Source organism: Kiloniella laminariae DSM 19542 (assembly GCF_000374005.1).
GTDB lineage: Bacteria > Pseudomonadota > Alphaproteobacteria > Kiloniellales > Kiloniellaceae > Kiloniella > Kiloniella laminariae.
Window position 1 is genome coordinate 106,479 of record NZ_KB893170.1, and the last position, 24,376, is coordinate 130,854.

Here is a 24,376-nt window from a genome sequence, read left to right on the forward strand (position 1 = left end):
AGGAACAACAGGGCAACGGAGATCATTTATGGCAAAAGCAAAAGATAAAAAAGCACGTGTTCTGATCGTTGGTTCAGGCATTGTCGGTCTTTGCAGTGCAAACTATCTTTTGCGTGATGGATATGATGTAACCATCGTCGAGCGGGATCCGCTTGGCGATGGAACATCCTGTGGAAATGCGGGAGCCATCGCGGCTGCAGAAGTTGCCCCCTATGCCCTCCCCGGCTTATGGAAATCGGTACCAGGGTGGCTGCTGGACCCGCTGGGACCTCTCAGCCTGCGCCTCTCCTATATGCCCCAGTTCCTGCCCTGGCTCTACCTGTTCCTCAAATCAAGCAACCAGACAAAAGCCGAAGCCGGGGCAAAAGCCATGTCTTCTTATCTTGCTTCTGCTTTTGAGGATTACAAGCCGCTCCTGGGTGCGGCCGGACTTGATGGATTGTTGAAAAAAGAGGGAACAATCTTTGTCTATAAAAGCGACAAGGGACTGGCGCTTGATAACTATTTCTGGGATCTCACCCGACGCAACGGTGTTACCCTTCAGTCTCTCAGCCAGAAAGAAGTACAAGAAAGAGAACCTGCCCTGGGACCTCAGGCTCATGCGGGAGTCTACACACCGGACTGGGGACATTTCGCCAATCCCGGGGATCTGGTTCGCGGCCTAGCCAAACTCTTTCAGGAAAGCGGCGGCAGCCATCTACAAGGTGAAGTCGAAAGCTTCGAGACACGTGACAATAAACCCGTAAGCGTCAGAACCCGGGATGGTCAAAGGATTGAGTTCGATCAACTGGTCATCGCGGCAGGTGCCTGGTCTGCCCGCTTGTCGGCTAAACTTGGTGATAAATTCCCATTGGATACAGAGCGTGGATACAACACGACCCTGCCAAATCCGGAAGCAAAACTGAACAACATGGTTGTTTTTGCCGAAGACAAATTCGTCGCGACCCCCATGAATATAGGCTTGCGCGTTGGCGGAGCGGTCGAGTTTGCAGGCATAGAAGCAGAACCGAATTACGCCCGGTGCGATACCCTGCTGCAGTTGGCAAAGGGATACCTCCCAACATTGAATGGTGAAGGCGGCACCCGCTGGATGGGACGACGACCTTCGACACCTGACAGCCTTCCGGTGATCAGCCCTTCGCGGCATCACGACAATGTCCATTACGCCTTCGGGCATGGGCACCTGGGAATAACAGGGGGAGCTGTCACCGGCAAGACCATTGCCAGTATGATTGCTGGTCACCCTGGAACGTTTAATACTGAAGCATTTCATATCAATCGCTTTGATTGAACTGCTCAATGACTGATTTTTTGAAGATCATGGGATTTTGATCGTGGCCAACCATACCTTTTTCTGTGTCGATGCCCATACCTGTGGCAATCCAGTCCGCGTTGTTGCCGGCGGAGGACCCTTGCTCGAGGGAAAATCCATGCTGGAACGCCGGGCACATTTTCTCGCTGAATACGACTGGATCAGAACCGGACTGATGTTCGAACCCCGTGGTCACGACATCATGTCAGGCAGTATCCTCTATCCGCCGACAAGAGAAGACTGTGATATCGGCATTCTCTTTATCGAAACCAGCGGATGCCTGCCCATGTGCGGCCACGGTACAATCGGCACTGTTACCGTCATGATCGAGCGGGGGCTAGTTCAACCGAAAACCCCGGGTACCTTGCGTCTGGACACCCCGGCAGGGCTGGTTATCGCCGATTATCAGATGACCGGAGAGCAAGTGGATTCAGTGCGTATCCGCAACGTCGCTTCCTTCCTGCACTCTTCTGATCTTGAAATCGAGGTTCCCGAGTGGGGAACATTGCGCTTTGATGTTGCCTATGGCGGGAATTTTTACGCCATCATCGAACCGCAGGATAACTATGATGATCTGAGCGACATCACACCCGGCGAAATCCAGCGTCTCAGCCCGGTTATCCGGCGCCTGATCAATGAAAAATACAGTTTTATCCACCCACAGGATAAACGCATCAACGGTTGCTCGCACGTCCAATGGACTGGCAAGGCAAACAATTCTGAAGCCCATGCCAGAAACGCCGTTTTTTACGGGGACAAGGGCATTGATCGCTCTCCCTGTGGCACAGGAACTTCGGCACGGATGGCACAGCTGGCTGCAAGGGGAGAGTTAAAAACCGGGGACGACTTTATCCACGAGAGCATCATCGGCAGCCTGTTCCGCGGGCGGGTAGAAGACCAGGTTAAACTTGGCGACTATCATGCTATCATCCCCTCCATCGAAGGCTGGGCCAGAATCCATGGTCTCAACACCATTTTCATTGATGACCGGGATCCCTATGCCAAGGGTTTCCTTCTGACCTGATCTTTACCGATTTGATCTAAACTTTTCGCTGACTTTGAGATGACTGCACTTCGCGCTGTGTGGTTGTCTCAAACTTGCTCGGCTGCGGGTCGCTGAAAGCGTGTCACCACATAAGCAACAATCCCACCAGCCAGAAAACCAACCAGGTGCCCCTCCCAGGAAATGCCTTCCTTGATCACAAACAAGGACGAAATCAGACCACTATAAAGTGCCAAAACGATCACTGCGGCAAGGATCGACAGAAAATCTCTGCGCCACCAGGCCCGCCCTAAAAGATAGCTGAAAAGCCCGAAGACGACACCACTTGCGCCAAAGTGGATTCCATCGAAACCAACCAGCCATAATAAACCGCCACTCAGAAATATCAGGGTGACCGACACCTGCCAGAAGCGCCACTTTGCTTCTTGAGAAATCAGACCACCGAAAATCAGAAGCGGAACTGTATTGGATATCAAATGAATATAATCGCCATGAATAAAAGGCGAGAACACTATGCCAGAGAGGTGATCCACACTGCGAGGAGCAACACCATAGGACCAGAATTTTCCATCAAGCATCCAGTTCGTAAAGTGGGCAATCCACATGATCCCAGCAAAGATAATCACATCTTTAAGCCGCAAGAGCCTTTCCAGCATTTGAGTATTAAATCCCCCGAATAGGTCAGATGTAAGGTACCTGATTATGTCATTTTACGATTTGTTTTTTTGTATAGTTCAAAATACTGGAACAAGAGAACTGGTAGCGCCAACAGTATCGCCAATGCAAGCGTTATGCTACCCGGTGCCACAAAAATCAACGCAACAACCCCGAGCCACAAACGTTGATAACGGCTTAGGTCGCCCAGGAAATATCCAGAAAAAGCTACACCCAACAACCCGATCCCGGCCATCGCCCCGGCCAGCGTTATGATCAGGCTTTGTCATGAAAAATCGGGTGTCACCAGCAACAGGGACGGAGAGTAGACAAAGATAGCCAGGCCACGCCCGGTCTTGCGAACAAGACATTTCCGGATCGAAATTCTTTTCCAACTGCTCCAGATTTTCCAGACTCATGCGTCTGACATCATCACTTGCTATATAAAAAACGCCCGGCGGTCTAACCGTCGGGCGCTATTTTCAACCCGGCCTACTTTATCAACCCGGCCTCTTTATAGAACCGCTCGGCTCCAGCATGAAGAGGCACCCCCAAACCGGTCAGGGCACTTTCCAGACGGATGACTTTCCCCTTGGCATGGCCAATATCCAGAAGCGTCCGGGACTGCTCGTTCCACAGAGCCTTGGTGATACCATAGATCAGCTCATCATCCTCTTTTGCACTGGTAAACCACTGTGCCCCGACAGTTACGGTAGGGGTGTCATCAGAAATTCCCTCATAGGTCCCTGCCGGAATATTGTCAGAGGCAAAAAAACCGTATTTCCCGGTCAAATCATCAGCTTCCTTGCCCGCTATAGGAACAAGCTTGATATCAACACCGGAAGAAAGCTCTACAATCGCGCCCGTCGGGTAACCCGCAACGACAAAAAAGGCATCAATCTTGCCGTTTCTCAGCGCCTCGGCAGCTTCGTTTCCCTTGAGGGCTTCCACTATAATATCAGCTTGGGTCACCCCAAAAGCTTCCATAATCAAATTGGCATCCACATAGGTACCAGATCCTGGCTCGTCCAAAGAAACCCGTTTTCCCTTCAGATCTTTCACCGAATTTATTCCGGAACCGACAGACGCCACCAAGTGAATATGTTCAGGAAACAGGGCTGCAATCGATCTCAGCTCGATCATGGGTGGCTTGCCCTCCATCGTCCCTGTGCCCGTATAAGCCCAATAGGCCACATCTGACTGGGCAAAGCCGGAGTTACGAAGTCCGGAATCGATGGCGTTTACATTATCCACCGAGCCACGTGATGACACCGCTGAAGCAATCAGATTTGGAACCCCGCAGCTCCCCCCTTCGTCACATTCCCGCGATCCGGGTGGTTTTGAAATCGCGTTAGCGATCACCCCACCGACAGGGTAATAAGTATAGGAAGTACCACCTGTGCCGATGGTGAAAAACTTGATCTGCTGGGCTGACGCTGTCGCGACAAAAAGCACTCCAGCCGTCATCAATCCGGCAAATGTCTTCTTGAGTTGCAGCTTCATGGGAATTCCTCGTGATGCTAAATTTTCTGAAGATCATCCCCCAATCAAAGCCCTGAGGGATATAACACTATACAAAATTGACTATACAATCTCTGCTCTGTTCAAACGAGCCCATTTTCAAAAAGAGATTTACGCACTCTCAACAGCTTACCAGCGGTTAACCCGGTTCCATCTGGCAACAAGAGATCCTTGGGCATCATGCACCTCATAGTGCTCATAGGCCGCGACAGTCATGCAGACATGAATCGGCAAGATACGAAGCCGGCTGCCAACCGGATAGTCTTCGAAGGGCAGGTTACCTGAAACAGCCGCAATAAGCCCATGTTCCTGGTGGACACTCTCGACAAAAATTTCATCGATGATTGTGCCGTCCAGCTTGCAGACAAGACCATAACCCGATTGCGAGCTGAAAATACTGGCACTGATATCTTTTGACAGGGCCAGACCGCCAGCATCAACAAGCAAACGTCGGGAGGACCTGTTGTGGCCAATCACCGAGGTCAGAACTGTCGCAGCTATCTCATCTGCCTTGCAGGTGCCGATAAAAAGTTGATCCACATCCCCGAACATATAAACGCCCGGTCTGATTTCGCTCAAACCTTCAAAGGATCTGGCGAACACGGCTGTCGGCGTGGAACCTGCACTGACAAGCGGACAGGAAAAACCTGCCTTGCGCAGACGTTCGGCCGCCCTCACCACGGCAAGGCGTTCCTGTTCGGCAATCTCGGCGATCTCCTCTGCTGTAGAAAACCCGTAGGAATGCCCGGCATGTGTCAAAACGCCTTCAAAACTGAGCCGTCTGGAGTTTTTCAGAGCCGCGGCCAGATCAAGAAGATCAGCAGATTCAGATAGAACCCCACCACGGCCACCCCCAGAATCAATTTCGACAGCCACAGAAAATGTTGTTCCCAGACGTTCGGCTTCGTCATCAAGGGCAGGGATAACAGCGGCATTATCCGTGATCAGGCCAAGTTTGACGCCTTTATCCTGTATTTTCTGCGCTGTAGTCAGTTTCCCCGGCACGATCCCCACAGCATAAAGAATATCCCGTACCCCGGCATCGGCAAAAAAATCAGCTTCTGCCAGGGTCGAAACTGTTATGCCCTCAAAGCCCCCCCTGGTAGCCAACTTATAAGCTTCAACCGACTTGGCTGTTTTCATATGGGGCCGTAAACGCACCTCCGCCCCTTGAGCCCGTTCCTGCATCACCCGACAATTGTTTTCAAACACATCCCGATTCAGCAAAAGTGACGGAGTTCCAAGATCTTCAAACGGCATGGGACAGCTCCGGGTCAGGACTCAGACAGATACTTCTGCAGGAATATGGGGATGGGCGTCATAGCCAAGGATTTCAAAATCCTCGAACCGATAATCGAAAATACTCTCCGGTTTCCGCTTGATCCGCAAGGTAGGCAGACTATTGGGCTCTCGCTTGAGCTGGATTTTCGCCTGTTCCAGGTGATTGAGATAAAGGTGTGTATCGCCGAAGGTATGAACAAAGTCGCCCGGTTTTAGATCACATTGCTGCGCAATCATGCAGGTCAGCAGGGCATAGGATGCAATATTGAACGGCACCCCCAGGAAAATATCGGCACTGCGTTGATAGAGCTGACAGGAAAGACGTCCGTCCGCCACATAGAATTGAAACATGCTGTGACAGGGAGGTAACGCCATACTGTCAACCTCGGCCACATTCCAGGCCGACACAATATGGCGGCGGGAATCCGGATTGTTTTTCAGCTGGGTCATCAACTTGGAGATCTGATCAATCGTATGGCCATCCGGCGCAGGCCAGGAACGCCATTGATGGCCGTAAACCGGACCAAGGTTTCCATCGGCATCAGCCCACTCATCCCAGATCCGTACCCCATTTTCTTTGAGGTAGCGAATATTTGTGTCCCCTGACAGGAACCACAACAACTCGTGTATCACCGACTTGATGTGCAGTTTCTTGGTCGTCATAAGAGGAAAACCATCATCCAGATGAAAACGGACCTGCCTGCCAAAAACGCTCAGAGTACCCGTTCCCGTCCGGTCTCCCTTTTCGGTACCATTGGCAAGAACGTCCTTCATGAGGGCGAGATACTGATGCATGGAATTTCCTTAAATGAACATAATAGCGGTAACAATCCCTGTGTAGCCCACAGAATCGCACTGTCTACACAACAAAAAATCCTGCACCGGATCATACACGCTCGGCTGCGTCAGGAAAACTGTCTGTCCCGATCATTCTCTGTACCTCTATGAAATTTTACGCTTTCGCAAAATGCTTCATTCCCCTTGCCATACTCATGCTCATAGGGGCCAGTTCCAGTGGGCAGCACCCTGCCGTCCAGTAATTCAGGGAAATATTTTCAATGATGTTCTATCTCTGGCACCCGGGTCTGGAGCGTTTAAACAATAACAATCCGGTCACAATGTTTATTTCAATCTTAGACTTGATCGCTGCCTTGCTATGGGGCAACAGCTCACTTACCCGGAAGAAAGTGTAAAATTCAGGGAAAATAAAAAGATGAACCCTTGTGAAGTCCTGTAAATAGTTACTATATTCAAAGTGTCGGCTTCGGCCGTCTATGGTGCTAAACGGGCTTATGGAATAAGCGTTGTGGACCCGGGGGCGGTACCCGGCGCCTCCACCATTCCCTCCCGGAGATTTCTCCGAGAGATTTATGGGGGCGAAATAGGATCGACACGCGTGGTAAAGATTTGTTCGGTGCCCGGCATGGTTCCGCCGTTATCGGGCCATTTGAGTAGTTGCAAATGACAATACTCGTGAGGTAGCTCTCGCTGCTTAATTGCAGTCGGAGCAACCGCTTTTAAGCCCTAGACTCTCACAAGTCTAGGCGGGGTTCGGGGGTGCACCTGGCAACAGAAGCCCCCCACTTACTCACTGTTTCGGTACAGTTCCGAAACAGTTCTGAACAAGAAAAACATAGGTCTGGGACGGCCACACCTGGAATTACGAAGGTATGTCGGGAAACAACGAAATCTCTGAAAGCGAACTTCGCTACGACCATATGGTCGAAAAAGCCCTTTTGAATGTTGTTCGGGAATCCCTCGAATATGCGGCAAAGAATGGCTTGCCCGGTGACCATCATTTTTACATCACCTTTAACACCTCTCAGGAAGAAGTGATCATTCCCGATCACCTGAAGGCACGTTATCCCGGTGAAATGACCATCATTCTGCAATACCAGTTCTGGGATCTTGAAGTCGGTCAGGACGGTTTCAGCGTGACACTCAGCTTCTCGGATGTCCCTGAGCGTATGAGCATTCCCTACGCCGCCATTGTTGCTTTTGCTGATCCGTCTGTTCGCTTTGGATTGCAATTTGATATTACCAATGGGGAGAATGGCGACTTCGAAGACGATCTTGAAGATCTGCTCGAAGATTATGAGGATGACGACGACTTCGACACTGGCGACGAGATCGCCAACAGTGACGAAAACCCCAAAGATAAAACCGCTAAAGAAAAGCCCAAGGACGGCGGCACTGACAACATTGTCACGCTGGATGCTTTCCGCAAAAAATAGCCCCTGTTTCGGACACGAAAGCACTTTTGTGTACTCAGAAACGGCGAAAATGCTTTCGCTATTTGATTTGTCGTACTTTGCCTCTCTTTTGATCGGTTCCGATCAAAAGGAAAAAGCTTTAAGCTGCACAAGACAAAAAAGGCCCGGTGATCGGGCCTTTTACTTCTTCATTTTTCACAAACTTGCCCCGGGATGAATATTATTCACCCGCAGAACCTAACCATCCATACTTTAAATTCAGTCTTCTTTAGGCACCCGTGCCATCGTACGCGGATCCCATTTGACCACTTTTTTGGGCTTTTCAGGAGGCGCAAGTATGGATTCATTGTTCCGTCCGACCAGCGTGGCAAACTCTTCGAAACGACGACGCATCTCTTTACGTTCTTCTGTCGTCATCTCCTGAACAGGTTTATCTGATAAATCTTTCTGGCGAATATCGGTCATGCTCTATACCGTATCAGTCTGTGATATCTGTGATATTTTCTATTACCTGTTTGAAATTATACACTAAAGGTTCATGACAAGCATCCCCTTTCTCGTTGATGGTACCGGGAACACCAACAGTACCATTATTTTTGCCCATGGTGCCGGGGCACCTATGGACAGTCCCTTTATGGATTTTTTTAGCCAGAATCTTGCCCAATCCGGGCATCGGATTGTCCGTTTCGAATTCCCCTATATGGCCGAACGTCGTTGCTCGGGGAAGAAACGGCCGCCCGACAGGATGGAAAAACTGCTGCCCTTTTTTCAGCAGGTGGCCAACAGCCAGAAGGACCACCCTTTATTTCTTGCCGGAAAATCTCTCGGCGGTCGCGTTGCCAGCATGATTGCAGACCAGCTTGACGTTTCTGGCTTGATTTGCCTGGGATACCCCTTCCATCCACCGGGCAAACCGGAAAAAACTCGCACAGATCATCTCGCCACGTTAAAAACACCCGGGCTTATCCTGCAGGGAACCAGAGACCCATTTGGCACGCCGGATGACATCGCTGGCTACCTCCTTTCCCCGATGATCGAACTTCATTGGGCAGGAGACGGTGATCACGATCTGGTTCCCCGAAAACGTTCAGGACGAACCAAAACTCAAAACTGGGATGAATGCCTGCAGAGAATTAATCTGTTCATCAAGGAGAAGAGTCGGTGAAAAAAGCCCTGCCATCCGTCGTTGAAAGCACAATCAATCGCTGCCTGCCTCTTGGCGAGGTCCGCGCCCGGGCAATGTTCGGGGGGCATGGACTCTATTTCGAAGAGGTGATGTTTGCCCTCGAAGCTGAAAACCTGCTCTATCTGAAAGCAGATAAAGAAACGGAACAGTACTTCCTTGATGCCCGTTGCTCTCCCTTCAGCTATCAGGGAAAAACAGCACCGGTCAAAATGTCGTACTGGACGGTCCCACCCGCAGCAGCAGATAACCAAGAGGAATATCTTGTCTGGATCGAACGCGCGATATCCGCCGCGAAACGAACCCGACAAAAACGGACCAGGAAAACCAAAGGCTAACACCGGGAAAGCAGCCTCATACCCCTTTCCCCCTGCCGCAGCCGGAGGTGCAGGGTGAAAAAATTACAAATAATCCGGCCAAGGCTATTATAACCCGTGAACAACCAGTGTATACTGCGCCGCAACATAAAGTATTTTTTCCCGCACAAATAAAGAGTCGGGAAAAGCATGACAACACCAAGCAAAGAATTAGGGAGCTTCCCACTATGTCGAGTAAAGGCAATATCCGCATCGAAAACGATTCCATGGGTGACATTGAAGTCCTGGCTGATCGCTATTGGGGCGCACAAACCCAGCGGTCATTGCAAAATTTCAAGATTGGTGGGGAAAAAATGCCCCCGGCCCTCATTAAAGCACTGGGCACCCAGAAACTGGCCGCAGCCAGAACCAACATGGAACTCGGCGTACTTGATGCGAAACTGGGCGAAACCATCTGTGCTGCAGCACAGGAAGTGATCGATGGGAAATTGACAGAACATTTCCCGCTTGTGGTCTGGCAAACCGGCTCAGGCACCCAGAGCAACATGAACACAAACGAGGTAATTGCCGGACGAGCCAACGAACTTCTCACCGGAGAGCGCGGTGGCAAAACCCCGGTGCACCCCAATGATCATTGTAATATGGGCCAGTCATCCAACGATACTTTCCCTACGGCTATGTCTATTGCCGGTGTTCGCCTGTTAAGCGAAGAGACCATCCCTGCCCTCGAACGGCTCCACCAGGCACTGGATATGAAGGCCAAAGCCTTTGACCACATTATTAAAATTGGTAGAACCCATCTTATGGATGCCACGCCCTTGACACTGGGCCAGGAATTCTCCGGTTACGCCAAACAGATCGAATACGGCATAGCCCGCATTCGGGCGACCCTGCCCCGCCTTGCCGAGCTGGCCCAGGGTGGCACAGCAGTGGGAACAGGTCTGAATTCTGTTGTCGGTTTTGCCGAAAAGTTTGCTGTTCATGTATCTGACATTACCAAACTTCCCTTCACAACAGCAGAAAACAAATTTGAAGCTCTGGCAGCACATGACGCTATTGTTGAATCCTCCGGTGCGTTGAATGTGCTCGCTGTTTCCCTGATGAAAATTGCCAATGATGTCCGTATGCTCGGCTCCGGCCCTCGCTGTGGTTTTGGCGAACTTCTTCTTCCTGCCAACGAACCTGGTTCTTCAATCATGCCAGGAAAGGTAAACCCGACCCAGACCGAGGCCCTGACAATGGTCTGTGCTCAGGTGATGGGGAACCACACAACTGTAACGGTCGCGGGGTCTAACGGTCACTTCGAACTGAATGTTTTCAAGCCGGTCATGATCTATAACCTGCTGCAATCTGCCAAACTGATTGGGGATGCTTGTGACAGTTTCCGCGAGAACTGTGTCGAAGGTATTGAAGCCAATGAAGACCGTATCACCGAACTGATGCAACAGTCTCTGATGCTTGTTACAGCCCTGAACCCACACATCGGTTATGACAATGCTGCGAAAGTAGCGAAGAAAGCCTATGCAGAAAACAGTACTCTGAAACAGGCAGCCATTGATCTTGGTCTGCTCACAGCAGAACAGTTTGATCAGTGGGTACGCCCGGAAAATATGGTCGGCCCCCGTAAGAATTGATCTCGCCAACCCAAGAATCAAAAAGGAGCGGCTCATCACCGCTCCTTTTTTGATCAAGAACAGATTATAATACGCGCCATGCCAGATACTGAAGTCAGAAAGAGATCCATAACTATTGCAGGTCACAGAACCAGCTTCACACTGGAAGAAGCTTTCTGGCAACAACTCAGACTTATCGCCCAGACTGAGGATATCTCTATCAACCGACTGGTAGAAAAGATCGATAAAACCCGCGAAGGGAACCTTTCCAGCGCCTTGCGTATTTTTGTGCTTAACCGGTTACTGGAACAGCAGAACAAACAGGACAGCAGCGCCTGAAAACTCTGGCTTAAGGTTCAACCCCCAAGATCATTCAGAATACCCTTGATCAGCTCGCGGGTTTTCTTTTTCTTTGTTTCTTTTTTATCCGTATTTTCAGGGGCAGGTTCTTCTGTTTCGGCCGCAACGGGCTCTTCTGACTGAGAATTTCCACCACCCAACAGCTGTTGCAGCACATTCCCGCCCGATTTTGATTGCAGGAAAAGCCCTTTTACCCGGGGATTTGGGCTATCAAGTGGCCCCGTCAACAAGACGGTCATAAAAGGTTTAGTCGGATCATCCCCTGCTCTGAAGAGATCACTCTGGCTGTCAATAAGCCAGGCAGGCAAGTCAACTTGAGCCGCGGAGAACACACTTGCATTCTTCCCGTCGAGGCGCAGGTCTCTGGTGACAACAACTCCATTCCCTATTGTATAGGTCCCAGTCAGCTTTGCAGGTTGCCCGGCAAAGGACTGCAGCAAAGTTGATGCCGCATCCCCCACACCACTGATCTCGGGAACCTTGCCACTCAGGGCACCCAGCAGAGCTCCTCCAAGGATTTCCTTATCCTTGACCTTGGCCTTAAGAAGCCCCTCAAGCGATCCGCTACCGGCTAGAGACTGAACCAGATCGGCTTCTGAAGCCCCAAAGCTAACCAGGCTGGCCTTAAAAGAGAGCGGGCCGGATATACGTTTAAAATCAGCAGCCGAACGGAAGAGGTCAGCGCTCTCGATATTTTGTCCATCGACCTCCAGCTGAGCCGCCAAAGCGTTGTCCTGCCCTTGCCGTTCGACCACCCCCGTCAACGAAAGTGTCCCACCATAAACCTGGCTCGCGAACTCTGAGATATTCAGGATAGAATCTGCCAAGTTTGCTTTGAGCTGTACCTGATCAAATCGGAGGCCATCCTGGATAATACCATCTGCAATCAGGCTTAACTCTGCATCAACAGAAGACAGTAAGGAGACGTCAATCGCACTCTGCGACCAGCGCCGGTTCAGACCCGCCGAAGTGGGGCTCCCCCCACCAGAAGCATTTCCGGAAGCACCACCCTGTGTCTTCCCAGGCAGGAGACGATTCAGATCCAGCACCCCGGTCAGGAGATTTGCCGTAATTTTGGTTTTCCCGGCACCAAGATCCGCCTGCACCGCTCCTTGAATCTTTGTTTCGGCAACTGTTCCATCCAGCTCGTTCAGTTCAAGTCTGTCCTGCCCCAGCTTGACCAGAGCACGCGCTTTCATCCGTCCCCAATTATGATTAACCGCAGCTCCGGGATCCAGCCGACGGACAAGCCGCGCTGTATCGGGGTGATCAAGGATCAGTAGCCCTTCGTATATATTTGAGCTTCCCGGAGCCAGGCGTCCCTGAAGTTGATATCCTCCCCCAACAGCATTGCCGAGGAGATCAAGCATAATTTCCTCACGCGTCCCCTTGAGACTTCCACTTACTTCCAAAGCACCTAGATCAGGTATTCCCTGACCGGCAGATACCCCGGTTGCAACGAGAAGGGCGGGCAGATCCCTCACAGAAGCAATCACCGTCGCGTCGGCCTGTGGTTCCGACGTAATGCCGGAAAAATCTCCGGAGAAAGAGAAAGAACTGCCCAAGAGATCATCCAGTGATCCGTTTCGAATCTCCAGATTTCCCTGTTGCAGCGTGCCGTCGAGATTCACTCCCTTAAAAACAAGCCCCTTGTATTTGGCTTCGGCAACCGTGATATCGACATTGGCATCAAAGGTATCCAGAATTTTTAGCGAAGGTGACTTTTCAGCCTGGTTTCTTTGGCTTTCCATCGCTTTCGGGTCTGCTTCTTCTGTCGCGGCAGAGGGATCAGCAACAGGCGCTTGTGCCTGCTCCACCAGAACCTGGGTCTGGTAGGCATCAAGATCCACCCGATCAACGACAAAACGCGCTCCAATTCCGATCCGGTCCCGCAAGGCAATCGTCGCCGCCCCGTCAAAATGGGTAACATCAAGCGTGAGAGAAACAGGGTTAAGAGTAAGCGCCTGGGGGGTTGCAGAAAATTTTACTTTGCCCTCCAGTCTGCGTAATCGATCATTTGGAACAGTCGGTGTTTCCACCTCAAGCCAGCTCAGGACACCTCTGAGATCTTCTGTACGCGCAATGATCTGTCCTGAAAGGTTTTGGTTTCCATATTGTCCAACCAAAGATAATTGCCCCCCACTTGGCAGGTGGGCACTGAAACGGTCAATATGCAGCATCCCATCTTCAAGTTTTGACTGAATCACAAATTCGCGCATCAGCTGTTTATTGAAAATGACATCGTTAACCACCAGCTGGGCCGACACACGCATATCCAGAGGAAGCTTGGGCCAAGATGATTTTTCCTGACTTTCCGGGGATAAAGCACTCTTTTCTGCCCCGGATACCTCCGCCGTTTTTTGGGTACCTTTTTTTGCTGCCTGAGCCGTCGTCTCCTCAAAGGAGAGGATATCATCAAGGTTGACCCTTGGACTTGCCAGCACTAGTTCGAGAGAAGGTGTACCAGTCAGGGTCCCAGAAATACCTCCGGTAATTTTCTGGGATCCTACCCGAAAAACAATATCATCCACTTTGAGTTCAGACTGATCCCCCTGCAATGTTGCAGTAAATTCAAAATCACCATTCGCCTGGGTGGTAATATTGGTCTGCACCAGTTCAGCCAACAGGGCGCCAAGGTCTTCGCCATCGCCCTGAAATTTTCCTTTATAGGAAAGATCATTTACATGACGTGAAATAAATCCTGTGAATTTGAGCTTTGCCTGGGAATCCGGTAGTCGAATGCCAGCATTGATTGCTGTAGCCCCTTCCTGAGCAAACTGGCCCAAATCAATTTCAATTTCTGTCCGCTGCCCGCGCAGGAGTAAGTCCCCGGCCAAGGCAAAAGGCCCCTTCAGAGAACCTGCAACGATCTCAGCGTTTATATCTTCAAACACTTCCCGGTTGCCCGAGGCTGTATCGAGGTAAACCAAAGTTCCCTCAACAACTTCAAAACGCTCCAGACTGATATCACCAAAAAAGGAACGAGTATTACTCTGACCTGATTGACGTTCCGTCCCAAGGTCATTATCCACGGATACTTCTGGGGTTCTGTTTTCTACAGTCGCTTGAGGAGACAGTTCCCAATTTCCTTGTCCGTTGGACAGCTTTTCAATATAGACGACCGGCTTTCGCAGTATCACTTCCTCAACCTGGAGCGAACCGCTCAACAGGGGGAATATTGCAATTGTGACTCCAAGCTCTTCCAGCCGAACCATCGAAGCTTGCGACCCGCCGGAAGCATTCTCGAAAGCGACACCTTTTGCTGAAAAGCTTGGACGCGGCAAAATCTGCAAACTCAGATCGCCTTCAATCGTCAACTTTCGACCCGTCAGCGCAACAGCCTGGCTGGTGATTTCTTCTTTATATCTATTCCAGTCAACAAATCCGGGCCCAGCCAAAACGGCAACAATGAGCAACATAAAAATGATTGCGACTGAAACCGCTAATTTCCGCACGATCAAACCTTCTCTCATTCGACAAATTTTTTATCGGAGCCGGGCTCAAGCTCCTGAAACTTCAACCTTAACCTAGTCTTGATGTCTCTGTTTTGCAATGCGGGTAACGCAGATCTTCTCCGCTTCCACACTCCCTGTCTGAGACGACCCAAGAACAAAAGAAAATTGATCGCCAATCTTCCCTTTCCCCGACCACTCAACCCTGGTGAAACCTGTTCCAAGCAGCTAGATCTTTAACCTGAAACAGATGCTGTTGATAATTCTACAGATTCTTTACTTAACAAAAATAAACTATAGCGGGCGCAATTGTGGTAAATTAAAACCACAAGAACAGTGTAGCCTGCATTGTCCTGAGGAAAATACCTTGCTGAAAGCCTTGTCACTGCTCCTGATCCTGTTCTTGGCCCGCACCGCGCAGGCTGAAACCCAGCTGACAGAAAAAGAACTGGTTACTTTATGCTCTTCGCAAGATCGTTGGTATGGCGGACTGTGTAACGGCTATATCACCGGAACTGTTGAATCACTTCTGGAGATGCGTGAACAGGGGCTGATAGCGGAAGCTTTTTGCTTTCCAGCTCTGATCACCCGTGGAAATTACATTGATCAGATCCGTACTGTTCTTGCCAAAAGCTCCTCACCAAACACACCAGCAATTGAAACAATCGTTCTGATCTTAAAGGACAGATATCCTTGTGAGTGAAACGCTACAGGACAGAGAGTATAATACAGATCTTCACCGTGATCGCCTGAAGTCCCTTTTTGCTGTTGTGTCCTGTGTTTCCATTGCAGGTGTGTCTATGGGGCTGACCCTCCCTCTGATGACCATATCCATGGCCAGGGATGGCGCAAGCGATGGCATGATCGGCCTTATCGGTTCTGTTCTGGGGTTTGCGACCGTTTGTTATTCCCGTTTTGTACCAGCGGGAATAAAATTTTGTGGCATGCGCAATTATGTTCTGATTTGCATGTTGACCGAGGCTCTGATGTTCCTTTGCCTCAAGATTTTTCCTTCTCCCCTGGCCTGGATAATCATCCGATTCATCATGGGCATGATGGTTGCCGGCATCTTTATCGCCAGCGAAACCTGGATCAATTATCTTGCCAGAGATGATACTCGTGGCAGAGTTCTTGCCCTGTTCAATATTTCGCTCGGGGTCGGTTTTGCATCCGGCCCGCTGATCCTGATTGTTGCTGGAAGTTCGGGATGGGCACCTTTCCTCTCAGGGTGCATCATCACCCTGATAGCCCTGCTTCCCTTGCTCTTTATAAATAATTTTCACATGGACTTGGAAAAACCCAGCACTTTCAGCCCCTTTGCTTTCATTTTAATAGCCCCGGCACTTTGTGCTGCAGTGGTCTTGACCGCAGGAACAGAGACCATCATGGGGACATTTTTTATCGGCTATGGCAAGGAGTTGGGCCATAGCGAGAGTGATACTGAAATCATGTTGACCATCTTCTTTATTGGTGGACTTTTTTTCCAGTATCCGGTTGGCTGGCTGGCAGATCACATAAACCCACGCAAACTACTGCTCTATCTTGGTATTTCCTGTCTTATCTGTATTTTTTTGCTCTACGGTTTTGCTCCCCACAAATTCGTACTGAAAGTTCTTCTTTTTTGCTGGGGCGGGCTTCTGACCTCACTTTACAACACTGCCCTAACAGCCGTAGGCCATGACTATAGTGGTTCGGATCTTGTCGCAGCCAATGCATCATTCGGCTTTTTATGGGGCATCGGCAGTCTTGCTCCTTTGATCACGGGCCAGATTATGGAATTTTTGGGCAGCGACGCCTTGATTATGGTCACAGCTCTGCTGACTTTCGCTTTTATCCTGCTGATGGCTGGATCGCTGAAACGACGATGCTGAAAGCATTTTTTGTTTAAATCAGAAACAGAACAAGTACTTTAACTATCAGGCTTGTCGCGCTTTCTTCTCTTTTGATCTATCCCGGTCAAAAGGAAAAAGCTCTAATCGCTGAATTGTTCCCTGATTTCAGAAAAATTATTCTGCATCCCACTGAAGCTTTTTTCTGTAAATTGTCGAGGGATTGATATCCAGAAAAGCCGCTGCTTTTGTAACACTGCCGCCACAAAGAGAGATTGCATCTTCGATGGCCTGTTTTTCAACAATCCATAAAGGAACAATTTTTTCTGAGCCAGCTCTTTCAGAAAACTGGAGTGATGGACTTGCCTCAGAGACAGTGCGGATATTTCCCTGAATTTCCCCTCGCCAATCCTCGGGCATCGGTTCAGGAATAACGCTATCCCCACTACCACTCCAGGACCTCACCATCGGAGGCAACATGGACGCAGCAAGAACTGTACCTGAATTGAGAACCACCGAGTTTCTGAGGACGTTTTGAAGTTGTCGAATATTGCCCGGCCAGGAATACTCATAGATCGCCTTGAGTGCCTCACTGGAAAAAGCGGTAAAATTTTTACCCTCCTCTCGGGCATACTCCTGCAAGAAAGCCTTGGCAATCTCGACCACATCCTGATCTCGATCCCTTAAGGGCGGCAGATGTATCGGAATGACATGCAGACGATAGTACAGATCTTCTCTGAAATTTCCTGCCTGAACTTCTTGCAACGGGTTCCTGTTGGTCGCACAAACAATCCGGATATTCACCTTTTCCAGCCGGGTGCTTCCAACTTTCTGGAAAGTCCCGCTCTGGATAAAGCGAAGCAACTTCGTTTGAAGATCAAGATCCATCTCGCAGATCTCGTCCAGAAACAGCGTCCCGCCATCTGCCTGGGTCGCAGCGCCATCCCGATTGTTGATGGCTCCGGTAAAAGCCCCTTTGATATGGCCGAAGATTTCAGATTCCATCAGGTCCCGAGGGATAGCTCCACAGTTAAGAGGCACAAACGGTTTCTCAACACGGGGGCTGCTTTTGTGTATCGCCTCGGCACAAACCTCTTTACCTGTTCCACTTTCCCCTGTGATGAAAACTGTCGCCTTGGAAGATGCCGCGGCGTCAATTGTCCGATAAATCGACTGCATGGCCAGGGAAGACCCGATAAACCCCTGATAATAGCTACGTTCCTTAATGGCTTCGACCATCGCAGAAAGCTGCATATGCTTGAGGGCATTCCGGACAGTCACAATCAAACGGTCAGCAGAAAAAGGTTTCACCAGAAAATCGTACGCACCAAGACGCATGGATTCCACGGCAACATTGACCGATGCATTTGAAGTAATCACAACAACAGCAACCGGCAGAGCCTTCTCCTGCACATAACGAAGAATATCAAGTCCGTCCATATCCGGTAGCTGGAGATCCAGCAGCATGACACGATAGCCACCATTTCCGAGTTCTTCCAGTGCTGCTGCACCTGAAGCCACCTGTGATGACTGGTAACCAGACCGGATCAGATAACGAGAGTATACCGCAGAAAGTGACGCGGTATCTTCCACCAGTAAAATGTCAGGAGAAGTTGTCATTCAGAAGAGTTCAACCAAAAGCTCCAGGTTAAAGAGAACAACAATATATTCAAGAAACATAAGAAGCATCAAGATGAAAGCCAAACCAGAGGACTTTCACTCAAGTAACTCTATAATGCAGCATAATACAGAACACTCTGCCAAAACAGGTACTCCGCCCCTTTTCAAAAGCAACGATAAATCTGGATCGCTTTTATTCTGACTGGAAAGCTTCCAGAGTCAGTTTACCGACTGCTTCCACCCGTCCCGCATGGATCAATGCTTCTTTGAAATCCCCGAGGCGGCAACACTCGTTGATACGTGTCATAAGCTGCTGCAGCCTGAGAGCCCCAAAGGTCCCGCTCACACTCTTAAGGGTATGGCTTTCTCTTTCAAGTGGTGTTGCATCACCCGCACGTGCGGCTTCTATAACAACAGGGAGATGGGTTTCAAGATCAAGAACGAACCTCTCGAGTAGGAAAGGAATTGTCTCTTCCCCGACCTCAACAGATAAAGCCTGAATGACTTTGTTCTCGCGTATGGGAGGGTCGTCGTTGCGGCTCGACAACTCCTTTTCGACTGTATAGCTAATTGTAATTCACTCCCCTCATGGGGCCTGAAGGTAACTTAAGATCCCGGATATTCCTGTAGCAATCCGGACATCCCAACAGGCATTGCATACGATGGAACGAATAATTTCCGGTCACGGGAAACATGGGCAACTTCCCGGACTTTCAGATAATACCGCTCCGTTAGAATTCTACGCCTAAACTGCTACCAAAACCTTACTGCTAACAAAAGCAGAAAAGATCTTCCACAACCAAAAGAATACAATCCGCAATCCACAAAAAACAGCCTCAAGACAAGGTAATGTCGTATGTTGCCAGGATTTTTCCGTTCACAGCATCTTCACAATACAGTCCGACATCATAACCCCACAGTTGAGCGACCCGTTTCATGACCTCTTCGGCTTCTTTGCCCTCAATCGGTACATCATTATGGACCATATGTCTCAACGTCAGGGCCCGGTCACCGTCAAATTCCACGTCTGCAACCTGAATGTCCAGGTCCATAGCTGAAACGGTATAGGATTTTGCAAGTGCACTGCGAATTTTCCGATATCCCTGCTCATTGTGAATGGCTTCAACCTTGAGGTGGGGTAGAGCAGAGTTGTCGTGTATCTGGAAAAGACGAAAGTCCCGGATCAGCTTGGGGCTAAGGAACTGGAGAATAAAGCTTTCATCCCGAAAATTGGCCCAGGCGTCTTTGAGGACAGAGATGCCTTCCCCACAGCCCGCAATGTCAGGAAACCAGGCCCGGTCTTCTTCTGTCGGCGAATGGCAAATTCGATAGATATCCTGCATCATCGCAAAGCCGAGTGCATAAGGGTTAAGACCATTCCAGCGCGGGTCATCAAAATCCGGCTGCGCCACAACCCGTGTATGATAGTCAATAAACTCCAGCATTGAGCCTTCTGTAATCAGCCCTTTGTCAAACAGACTGTTCATGATGAAGTAGTGGCAAAAACAGGCACAGCCTTCGTTCATAACCTTTGTCTGCTTCTGCGGGTAAAAATACTGGGCTATGTTTCGCACAATGCGCAAAATTTCACGTTGCCAGTCCTGTAAAGCCGGACTGTGTTTCTCCAGAAAATAGAGCAGGTTTGCTTCGGGCAGCCCCAGCTTCTTGATAATCTGTTCCTGACGTTCACTTTTAGTTTTTTCATCCTCATCCTTGCTTTTTTCAGGCAAGGTACGCCAGATATCGCGATAGCTTGTCCGTTCGTGTTCCTGACGCGCCTCCATTCTCTGGCGCTCCATTTCATGCGACAGCTTTGCCGGACGGGAATAGCGATCAACCGCGTTTTCCCGCAAAGCATGAGCAGCATCAAGCAATTCTTCAACTGCTTCAACGCCGTAACGTTCTTCACACTTGCCAATATACTTCCGGGCAAAATGCATATAGTCCAAAATGGCCTCTGCATCAGTCCACTGTCTGAAAAGATGATTGTTTTTGAAAAAATGGTTGTGACCAAAGGCAGCATGGGCAATGACCAGCGCCTGCATGGTCATTGAGTTTTCTTCCATGACATAGCTGATACAGGGGCTTGAATTAATCACAATCTCATAAGCAAGCCCGCGCATGCCCTTGCGATAATAAAACTCATCCCGCACAAAGCTTTTCCCGAATGACCAGTGGTTATACATCAGTGGCATACCAATGCCGGAGTAGGCATCCAGCATCTGTTCAGCCGTAATAACCTCAATCTGGTTGGGGTATACATCAAGCCCCAGCTCATCCTTTGCGATTTCCTCAATCGCATCGAAGACAAGATCTAGTTTTTTAAATGTCCACTCTGCACCTTCATAAAGAGGTTGCTGTTTGGGCTGGGTCTGTACCATCTTGGACTCCTTTCTTCATGCTTTCTTGGCTTGTTCCTTCGAGAACAGATCCTTGAAAACAGGGAAGATATCATTCGGTTTGACCACCCGCCGCATGGCAAAATTCTCAAAAGACTCCGTCAACTGAGCATAAATTCGCCAGAGATCAGTCATATTTTGCTCATCCTTGAAGATCTCGAGCTCCTGCTCGTCCATCACTTCGATATAGGCAAAATACTGACAGAAAGGAAGGATTGCTTCGTTCATCAGTCCCAGACATTTCTCCCGGTCACTGGCAAAGTTATCGCCATCAGATGCCTGCGCTGCATAGATATTCCATTCACCCTGCGGATAACGGTCTTCAAGAACGGTTTTCATTTCCTCTAGTGCTGAGGAAACAATGGTGCCTCCGGTTTCCCGGGAATAGAAAAAAGTTTCCTCATCCACTTCCTTGGCCAGATGGGTATGACGGATAAAAACCAGTTCTACCCGTTCGTACTGTGTAGAGAGAAACAGATGCAGCAACATGAAAAAACGTTTGGCCAGATCCTTCATCCCCTCGCTCATTGAACCGGAAACATCCATAAGACAGAACATTACGGCATGGGTATTGGGCTTGGGGATCTTGATGAAGCTTTTATAACGAACATCGAGCGGATCAATGTAAGGGACAAAACGTCGACGGTTTTCCAGAAGTTCAAGTTTTTCCTGCATATCCTTGAGTTTTTGGGTTTTACGACCCTTCGCCTCCAGTGCCAGAATTTCCGCTCTCAATTCATCAAGCTCATCGTTTCCGGGGCGTTTCATGGAAATTCTGCGGGCCAGACTATGTCGCATGGTCCGTTTCAGATCCATATTACTGGGGGACCCCGAACGCACATATCCTGCGCGCTGTTTCTCAAAGTCCACCTCTTCCTTGAGAGAGGTTTTTATCAGGTCCGGCAGTTCCAGATCTTCAAAAAAGACTTCGAGGAATTCTTCCCGGGAAAGCGAAAATTGAAAGCTGTCTTCCCCCTCTCCTTCTTCACTGGCTTTTTTGCCTCCCTGCCCTTCACCACCCTTGGGCGGGCGTTTGATCTGGTCCCCGGTAGAAAACTCCTTGTTACCAGGCAAGATCCGGTCGTGTTTTCCCTTGCTGTAGTCGTAGCGAAACCGCGGCTCGTTCAGTCCTTTGGTCGGGATAGAAATCCGCCCCTTGTGACCAACATCAGCAACCTTGCCGTCATTGATAGCTTCCTTGACAGCCTTGCGGATTTGGGTTCGGGCCCGACGAATAAACCGCTGCCGATTTGTCAGGCTCTTGCCCTTGGGATTTAGACGCCTGTCAATAAAATGCATCATGTCTGGTTTACCTGCTGATCTGTTTCACTCAGAACGGAACCTGACAGGTCATTACCCCGCCTTGTTTACCCGCATATACCAGTCGACCAGACGATGTACCTGGCGTTTGCTGTAACCACGGGCAACCATCCGCTGAACAAACTCATTATGCTTGGACTCTGTTTCCTTGTCTTTTTTGGACCCAAAGGAAATCACCGGCAGCAGGTCTTCGACCTGTGTGAACATCCGCTTTTCAATCACTTCCCTCAATTTTTCATAAGATGTCCAACGGGGGTTCTGGCCCTTGTTGTTGGCTCTGGTCCGCAGGGTGAATTTGACCACCTCATTCCGGAAATCCTTGGGATTTGAAATCCCGGCCGGCTTCTCGATTTTTGAAAGCTCCTGATCCAGAATGCGGGGATCAAGCAGCTGTCCGGTATCCGGATCTTTGAAATCGTGCCCTTCAATCCATGCATCCGCATAGGAAATATAGCGGTCGAACAGATTTTGCCCAAAATCGGAATAGGATTCCAGATAGGCTTTCTGAATCTCGTTACCGATAAATTCAGCATAGCGTACAGCCAGATAGCCTTTGATAAACTCAAGATATCGCTTCTCGACTTCGTCCGGGTATTGCTCGCGCTGAATTGCCTGCTCGAGCACATACATCAGATGTACCGGATCAGCAGCGACTTCATTGGCATCATAGTTATAGGTTTCGGCCAGAACCTTGAAGGCAAAACGAGTTGAGATGCCATTCATCCCTTCATTGAGCCCTGCAGCTTCACGGTATTCCTGAATCGGTTTGGCATTTGGATCGACATCTTTAAGATTTTCCCCGTTATAAACACGCATCTTGGAGAAAATATTTGAATTTTCATGTTCTTTCAGGCGCGTCATCACGCTGAACTGGGACATCATCTCAATTGTTGAGGGTGCACAATGTGAATCCCTCAGTTCACTATCACGCAACAGTTTCTGATAAATATCCCCTTCCTCGTTTGCCCGCAGACAATAAGGAACCTTGATCACACAAACCCGGTCAATAAAGGCTTCGTTATTCTTGTTGTTTTTGAAGGTCTGCCACTCAGATTCGTTGGAATGAGCCAGGATCACCCCCTGAAAAGGGATGGCGCCCATATTTTCTGTTCCAACATAGTTCCCTTCCTGTGTTGCCGTCAGCAACGGGTGAAGCATCTTGATCGGTGCTTTGAACATCTCGACAAATTCAAGCAACCCCTGGGTCGCCATGTTCAGGCCGCCACTATAGGAATAGGCGTCTGAATCATTTTGGCTGTAATACTCCAGCTTACGGATGTCCACCTTCCCGACCAGAGACGAGATATCCTGATTGTTCTCGTCTCCTGGCTCGGTTTTTGACACACAGATCTGGCGCAGTTTTGAGGGAAAGAGCTTTACCACTGTAAATTTGGAGATATCGCCTTCGAATTCTTCCAGTCGCTTTAACGCCCAAGGTGAAATCAGGCCGGTCAAACGGTGTTTGGGGATGCCATACTTTTCACTGAGCAGATCGCCCATGCGATTGGGATCAAACAAACCAAGTGGAGATTCAAAAATCGGACTGATCTGGTCCCCTGCCTTGAGCACATAAACCGGGCAGCGTTCGATCAGAACCTTGAGCCGTTCGGCAATGGAAGATTTACCGCCGCCAACGGGCCCGAGAAGGTAGAGTATCTGTTTTCTTTCTTCCAGCCCCTGAGAGGCATGTTTGAAAAAGCCAACAATGCGCTCAATGGTCTCTTCCATCCCAAAAAATTCATGAAAGGTCGTATAGCGCTTGATGGTGCGGTTCATAAAAACCCGCCCCATCCTTTCGTCCTGGCTGGTATCGAACAGTTCTGGTTCGCCGATCGCCTCGACCATCCGTTCCGCGGTAGAGGCATACATGCCTTTATCGTCGCGGCAGCCGGAGAGATAATCTCTCAGCGAGAGTTCGACTTGTTGCCGACTTTCATATAGCTCGGAATATACATCGAAGATATCGGTCTTGGGCATCATGACCTCCTGTGCGGTAACGGCAAAAACTGTTTCTGTTTCCTTCTCTCAATCAGTTGAGGTTCTATCCTGCCAGCTTCTCCGATCTGGCGGCACCAGGAGCTTCACTTGTGCCCTTGTAAGAATAGTCAACTGATTTCCTCTTCCCATTTTCAGCTCTACTTGACTGAAAAATCTCTTTTATTTTTTACGCACTGCAGTCATCGATGGATTAACAATTTTTTGAAAAAATCAATTTTTTTCTACAACGCCACTCGATACTCAGTTCAATCCCTGAGCCATACTTTGCGCGAATAGCTGCATCCACAAATTCACAACCCTG

Annotated in this window: 20 protein-coding genes and 1 other RNA gene; 10 read left to right on the plus strand and 11 right to left on the minus strand. The window is 49.5% G+C overall.

The window, feature by feature from the left end:
- Positions 1–28 precede the first annotated feature (28 nt).
- The gene (locus B152_RS0120580; RefSeq protein WP_020594346.1) at positions 29–1,291 is read left to right on the plus strand and encodes an NAD(P)/FAD-dependent oxidoreductase; all 1,263 of its coding nucleotides are present in this window, start codon (positions 29–31) and stop codon (positions 1,289–1,291) included.
- A 43-nt stretch (positions 1,292–1,334) separates the two neighbouring features.
- Positions 1,335–2,336, plus strand: coding sequence for a 4-hydroxyproline epimerase (locus B152_RS0120585; protein WP_020594347.1), 1,002 nt, complete (start codon positions 1,335–1,337; stop codon positions 2,334–2,336).
- A gap of 68 nt (positions 2,337–2,404) precedes the next feature.
- On the opposite strand, the gene B152_RS24585 is transcribed toward B152_RS0120585, so the two are convergent.
- From B152_RS24585 to B152_RS0120610, 4 genes are all read right to left on the minus strand, one after another.
- A complete protein-coding gene (locus B152_RS24585) occupies positions 2,405–2,956 on the minus strand; it encodes a rhomboid family intramembrane serine protease (RefSeq protein WP_157231203.1) in 552 nt (183 codons plus the stop codon).
- Positions 2,957–3,461: 505 nt separating this feature from the next.
- Positions 3,462–4,472 carry a TAXI family TRAP transporter solute-binding subunit gene (locus B152_RS0120600; protein WP_020594350.1) on the minus strand — a complete coding sequence of 337 codons (1,011 nt, stop codon included), beginning with the start codon at positions 4,470–4,472 and terminating at the stop codon, positions 3,462–3,464.
- A gap of 147 nt (positions 4,473–4,619) precedes the next feature.
- Positions 4,620–5,750: an alanine racemase gene (locus tag B152_RS0120605; protein WP_020594351.1), complete on the minus strand. Its 1,131-nt coding sequence runs from the start codon at positions 5,748–5,750 to the stop codon at positions 4,620–4,622.
- Between the two features lie 21 nt (positions 5,751–5,771).
- Positions 5,772–6,566, minus strand: coding sequence for a thymidylate synthase (locus B152_RS0120610; RefSeq protein ID WP_020594352.1), 795 nt, complete (start codon positions 6,564–6,566; stop codon positions 5,772–5,774).
- 422 nt (positions 6,567–6,988) lie between these two features.
- On the opposite strand from B152_RS0120610, the gene ssrA reads away from it, so the two are divergent.
- Positions 6,989–7,356, plus strand: a transfer-messenger RNA (tmRNA) gene (gene ssrA / locus B152_RS25860).
- Between the two features lie 85 nt (positions 7,357–7,441).
- Entirely contained in the window at positions 7,442–8,005 is a 564-nt protein-coding gene (locus B152_RS0120625) for an SspB family protein (RefSeq protein WP_020594355.1), read from the plus strand.
- A 237-nt stretch (positions 8,006–8,242) separates the two neighbouring features.
- Here B152_RS0120625 and B152_RS0120635 read toward each other — a convergent pair whose 3' ends face one another.
- Positions 8,243–8,449, minus strand: a complete 207-nt coding sequence (locus B152_RS0120635) for a hypothetical protein (protein ID WP_020594357.1) — start codon at positions 8,447–8,449, stop codon at positions 8,243–8,245.
- A 73-nt stretch (positions 8,450–8,522) separates the two neighbouring features.
- Here B152_RS0120635 and B152_RS0120640 point away from each other — a divergent pair, with 73 nt between their 5' ends.
- The 4 genes from B152_RS0120640 (at position 8,523) to B152_RS0120655 (ending at position 11,436) form a co-directional block, all read left to right on the plus strand.
- On the plus strand, positions 8,523–9,149 hold the full coding sequence (locus B152_RS0120640; RefSeq protein WP_020594358.1) for an alpha/beta family hydrolase: 627 nt from the start codon (positions 8,523–8,525) through the stop codon (positions 9,147–9,149).
- On the plus strand, positions 9,146–9,505 hold the full coding sequence (locus tag B152_RS0120645) for a TfoX/Sxy family protein (protein WP_020594359.1): 360 nt from the start codon (positions 9,146–9,148) through the stop codon (positions 9,503–9,505). Before B152_RS0120640 ends, B152_RS0120645 begins: the two co-directional genes overlap by 4 nt.
- Before the next feature lie 206 nt (positions 9,506–9,711).
- Positions 9,712–11,118, plus strand: coding sequence for a class II fumarate hydratase (gene fumC, locus B152_RS0120650; protein WP_020594360.1), 1,407 nt, complete (start codon positions 9,712–9,714; stop codon positions 11,116–11,118).
- Positions 11,119–11,196: 78 nt separating this feature from the next.
- Positions 11,197–11,436, plus strand: a complete 240-nt coding sequence (locus tag B152_RS0120655; RefSeq protein ID WP_020594361.1) for a ribbon-helix-helix domain-containing protein — start codon at positions 11,197–11,199, stop codon at positions 11,434–11,436.
- Positions 11,437–11,453: 17 nt separating this feature from the next.
- Here the strand turns inward: B152_RS0120655 and B152_RS0120660 are convergent, their stop codons facing one another.
- Positions 11,454–14,912, minus strand: coding sequence for an AsmA family protein (locus B152_RS0120660; protein ID WP_169337445.1), 3,459 nt, complete (start codon positions 14,910–14,912; stop codon positions 11,454–11,456).
- 364 nt (positions 14,913–15,276) lie between these two features.
- Here B152_RS0120660 and B152_RS0120670 point away from each other — a divergent pair, with 364 nt between their 5' ends.
- A complete protein-coding gene (locus tag B152_RS0120670; protein WP_020594364.1) occupies positions 15,277–15,612 on the plus strand; it encodes a Rap1a/Tai family immunity protein in 336 nt (111 codons plus the stop codon).
- Positions 15,605–16,780 carry an MFS transporter gene (locus B152_RS0120675; RefSeq protein ID WP_020594365.1) on the plus strand — a complete coding sequence of 392 codons (1,176 nt, stop codon included), beginning with the start codon at positions 15,605–15,607 and terminating at the stop codon, positions 16,778–16,780. The genes B152_RS0120670 and B152_RS0120675 overlap by 8 nt, the downstream gene beginning before the upstream one ends.
- A 135-nt stretch (positions 16,781–16,915) precedes the next feature.
- Here the strand turns inward: B152_RS0120675 and B152_RS0120680 are convergent, their stop codons facing one another.
- The 5 genes from B152_RS0120680 to B152_RS0120705 form a co-directional block, all read right to left on the minus strand.
- Positions 16,916–18,358: a sigma-54-dependent transcriptional regulator gene (locus B152_RS0120680; protein WP_020594366.1), complete on the minus strand. Its 1,443-nt coding sequence runs from the start codon at positions 18,356–18,358 to the stop codon at positions 16,916–16,918.
- Between the two features lie 193 nt (positions 18,359–18,551).
- Positions 18,552–18,905 carry an Hpt domain-containing protein gene (locus B152_RS0120690; protein WP_020594367.1) on the minus strand — a complete coding sequence of 118 codons (354 nt, stop codon included), beginning with the start codon at positions 18,903–18,905 and terminating at the stop codon, positions 18,552–18,554.
- A gap of 289 nt (positions 18,906–19,194) precedes the next feature.
- Complete coding sequence (locus tag B152_RS0120695; protein WP_020594368.1) at positions 19,195–20,739, minus strand: SpoVR family protein; 1,545 nt, start codon at positions 20,737–20,739, stop codon at positions 19,195–19,197.
- 15 nt (positions 20,740–20,754) lie between these two features.
- Positions 20,755–22,059, minus strand: a complete 1,305-nt coding sequence (locus B152_RS0120700; protein ID WP_020594369.1) for a YeaH/YhbH family protein — start codon at positions 22,057–22,059, stop codon at positions 20,755–20,757.
- A gap of 51 nt (positions 22,060–22,110) precedes the next feature.
- A complete protein-coding gene (locus B152_RS0120705) occupies positions 22,111–24,057 on the minus strand; it encodes a PrkA family serine protein kinase (RefSeq protein ID WP_026261759.1) in 1,947 nt (648 codons plus the stop codon).
- Between the last annotated feature and the right edge of the window lie 319 nt (positions 24,058–24,376).

Bases quoted from the DNA above. Each gene is read 5' to 3' on its own strand.
- B152_RS0120625 (WP_020594355.1), top strand. From the start codon at position 7,442: ATGTCGGGAAACAACGAAATCTCTGAAAGCGAACTTCGCTACGACCAT.
- B152_RS0120700 (WP_020594369.1), bottom strand. From the start codon at position 22,059: ATGATGCATTTTATTGACAGGCGTCTAAATCCCAAGGGCAAGAGCCTG.
- B152_RS0120635 (WP_020594357.1), bottom strand. From the start codon at position 8,449: ATGACCGATATTCGCCAGAAAGATTTATCAGATAAACCTGTTCAGGAG.
- B152_RS0120655 (WP_020594361.1), top strand. From the start codon at position 11,197: ATGCCAGATACTGAAGTCAGAAAGAGATCCATAACTATTGCAGGTCAC.
- B152_RS0120695 (WP_020594368.1), bottom strand. From the start codon at position 20,739: ATGGTACAGACCCAGCCCAAACAGCAACCTCTTTATGAAGGTGCAGAG.
- B152_RS0120610 (WP_020594352.1), bottom strand. From the start codon at position 6,566: ATGCATCAGTATCTCGCCCTCATGAAGGACGTTCTTGCCAATGGTACC.
- B152_RS0120580 (WP_020594346.1), top strand. From the start codon at position 29: ATGGCAAAAGCAAAAGATAAAAAAGCACGTGTTCTGATCGTTGGTTCA.
- B152_RS0120680 (WP_020594366.1), bottom strand. From the start codon at position 18,358: ATGACAACTTCTCCTGACATTTTACTGGTGGAAGATACCGCGTCACTT.
- B152_RS0120600 (WP_020594350.1), bottom strand. From the start codon at position 4,472: ATGAAGCTGCAACTCAAGAAGACATTTGCCGGATTGATGACGGCTGGA.
- B152_RS0120640 (WP_020594358.1), top strand. From the start codon at position 8,523: ATGACAAGCATCCCCTTTCTCGTTGATGGTACCGGGAACACCAACAGT.
- B152_RS0120705 (WP_026261759.1), bottom strand. From the start codon at position 24,057: ATGATGCCCAAGACCGATATCTTCGATGTATATTCCGAGCTATATGAA.
- fumC (WP_020594360.1), top strand. From the start codon at position 9,712: ATGTCGAGTAAAGGCAATATCCGCATCGAAAACGATTCCATGGGTGAC.
- B152_RS0120605 (WP_020594351.1), bottom strand. From the start codon at position 5,750: ATGCCGTTTGAAGATCTTGGAACTCCGTCACTTTTGCTGAATCGGGAT.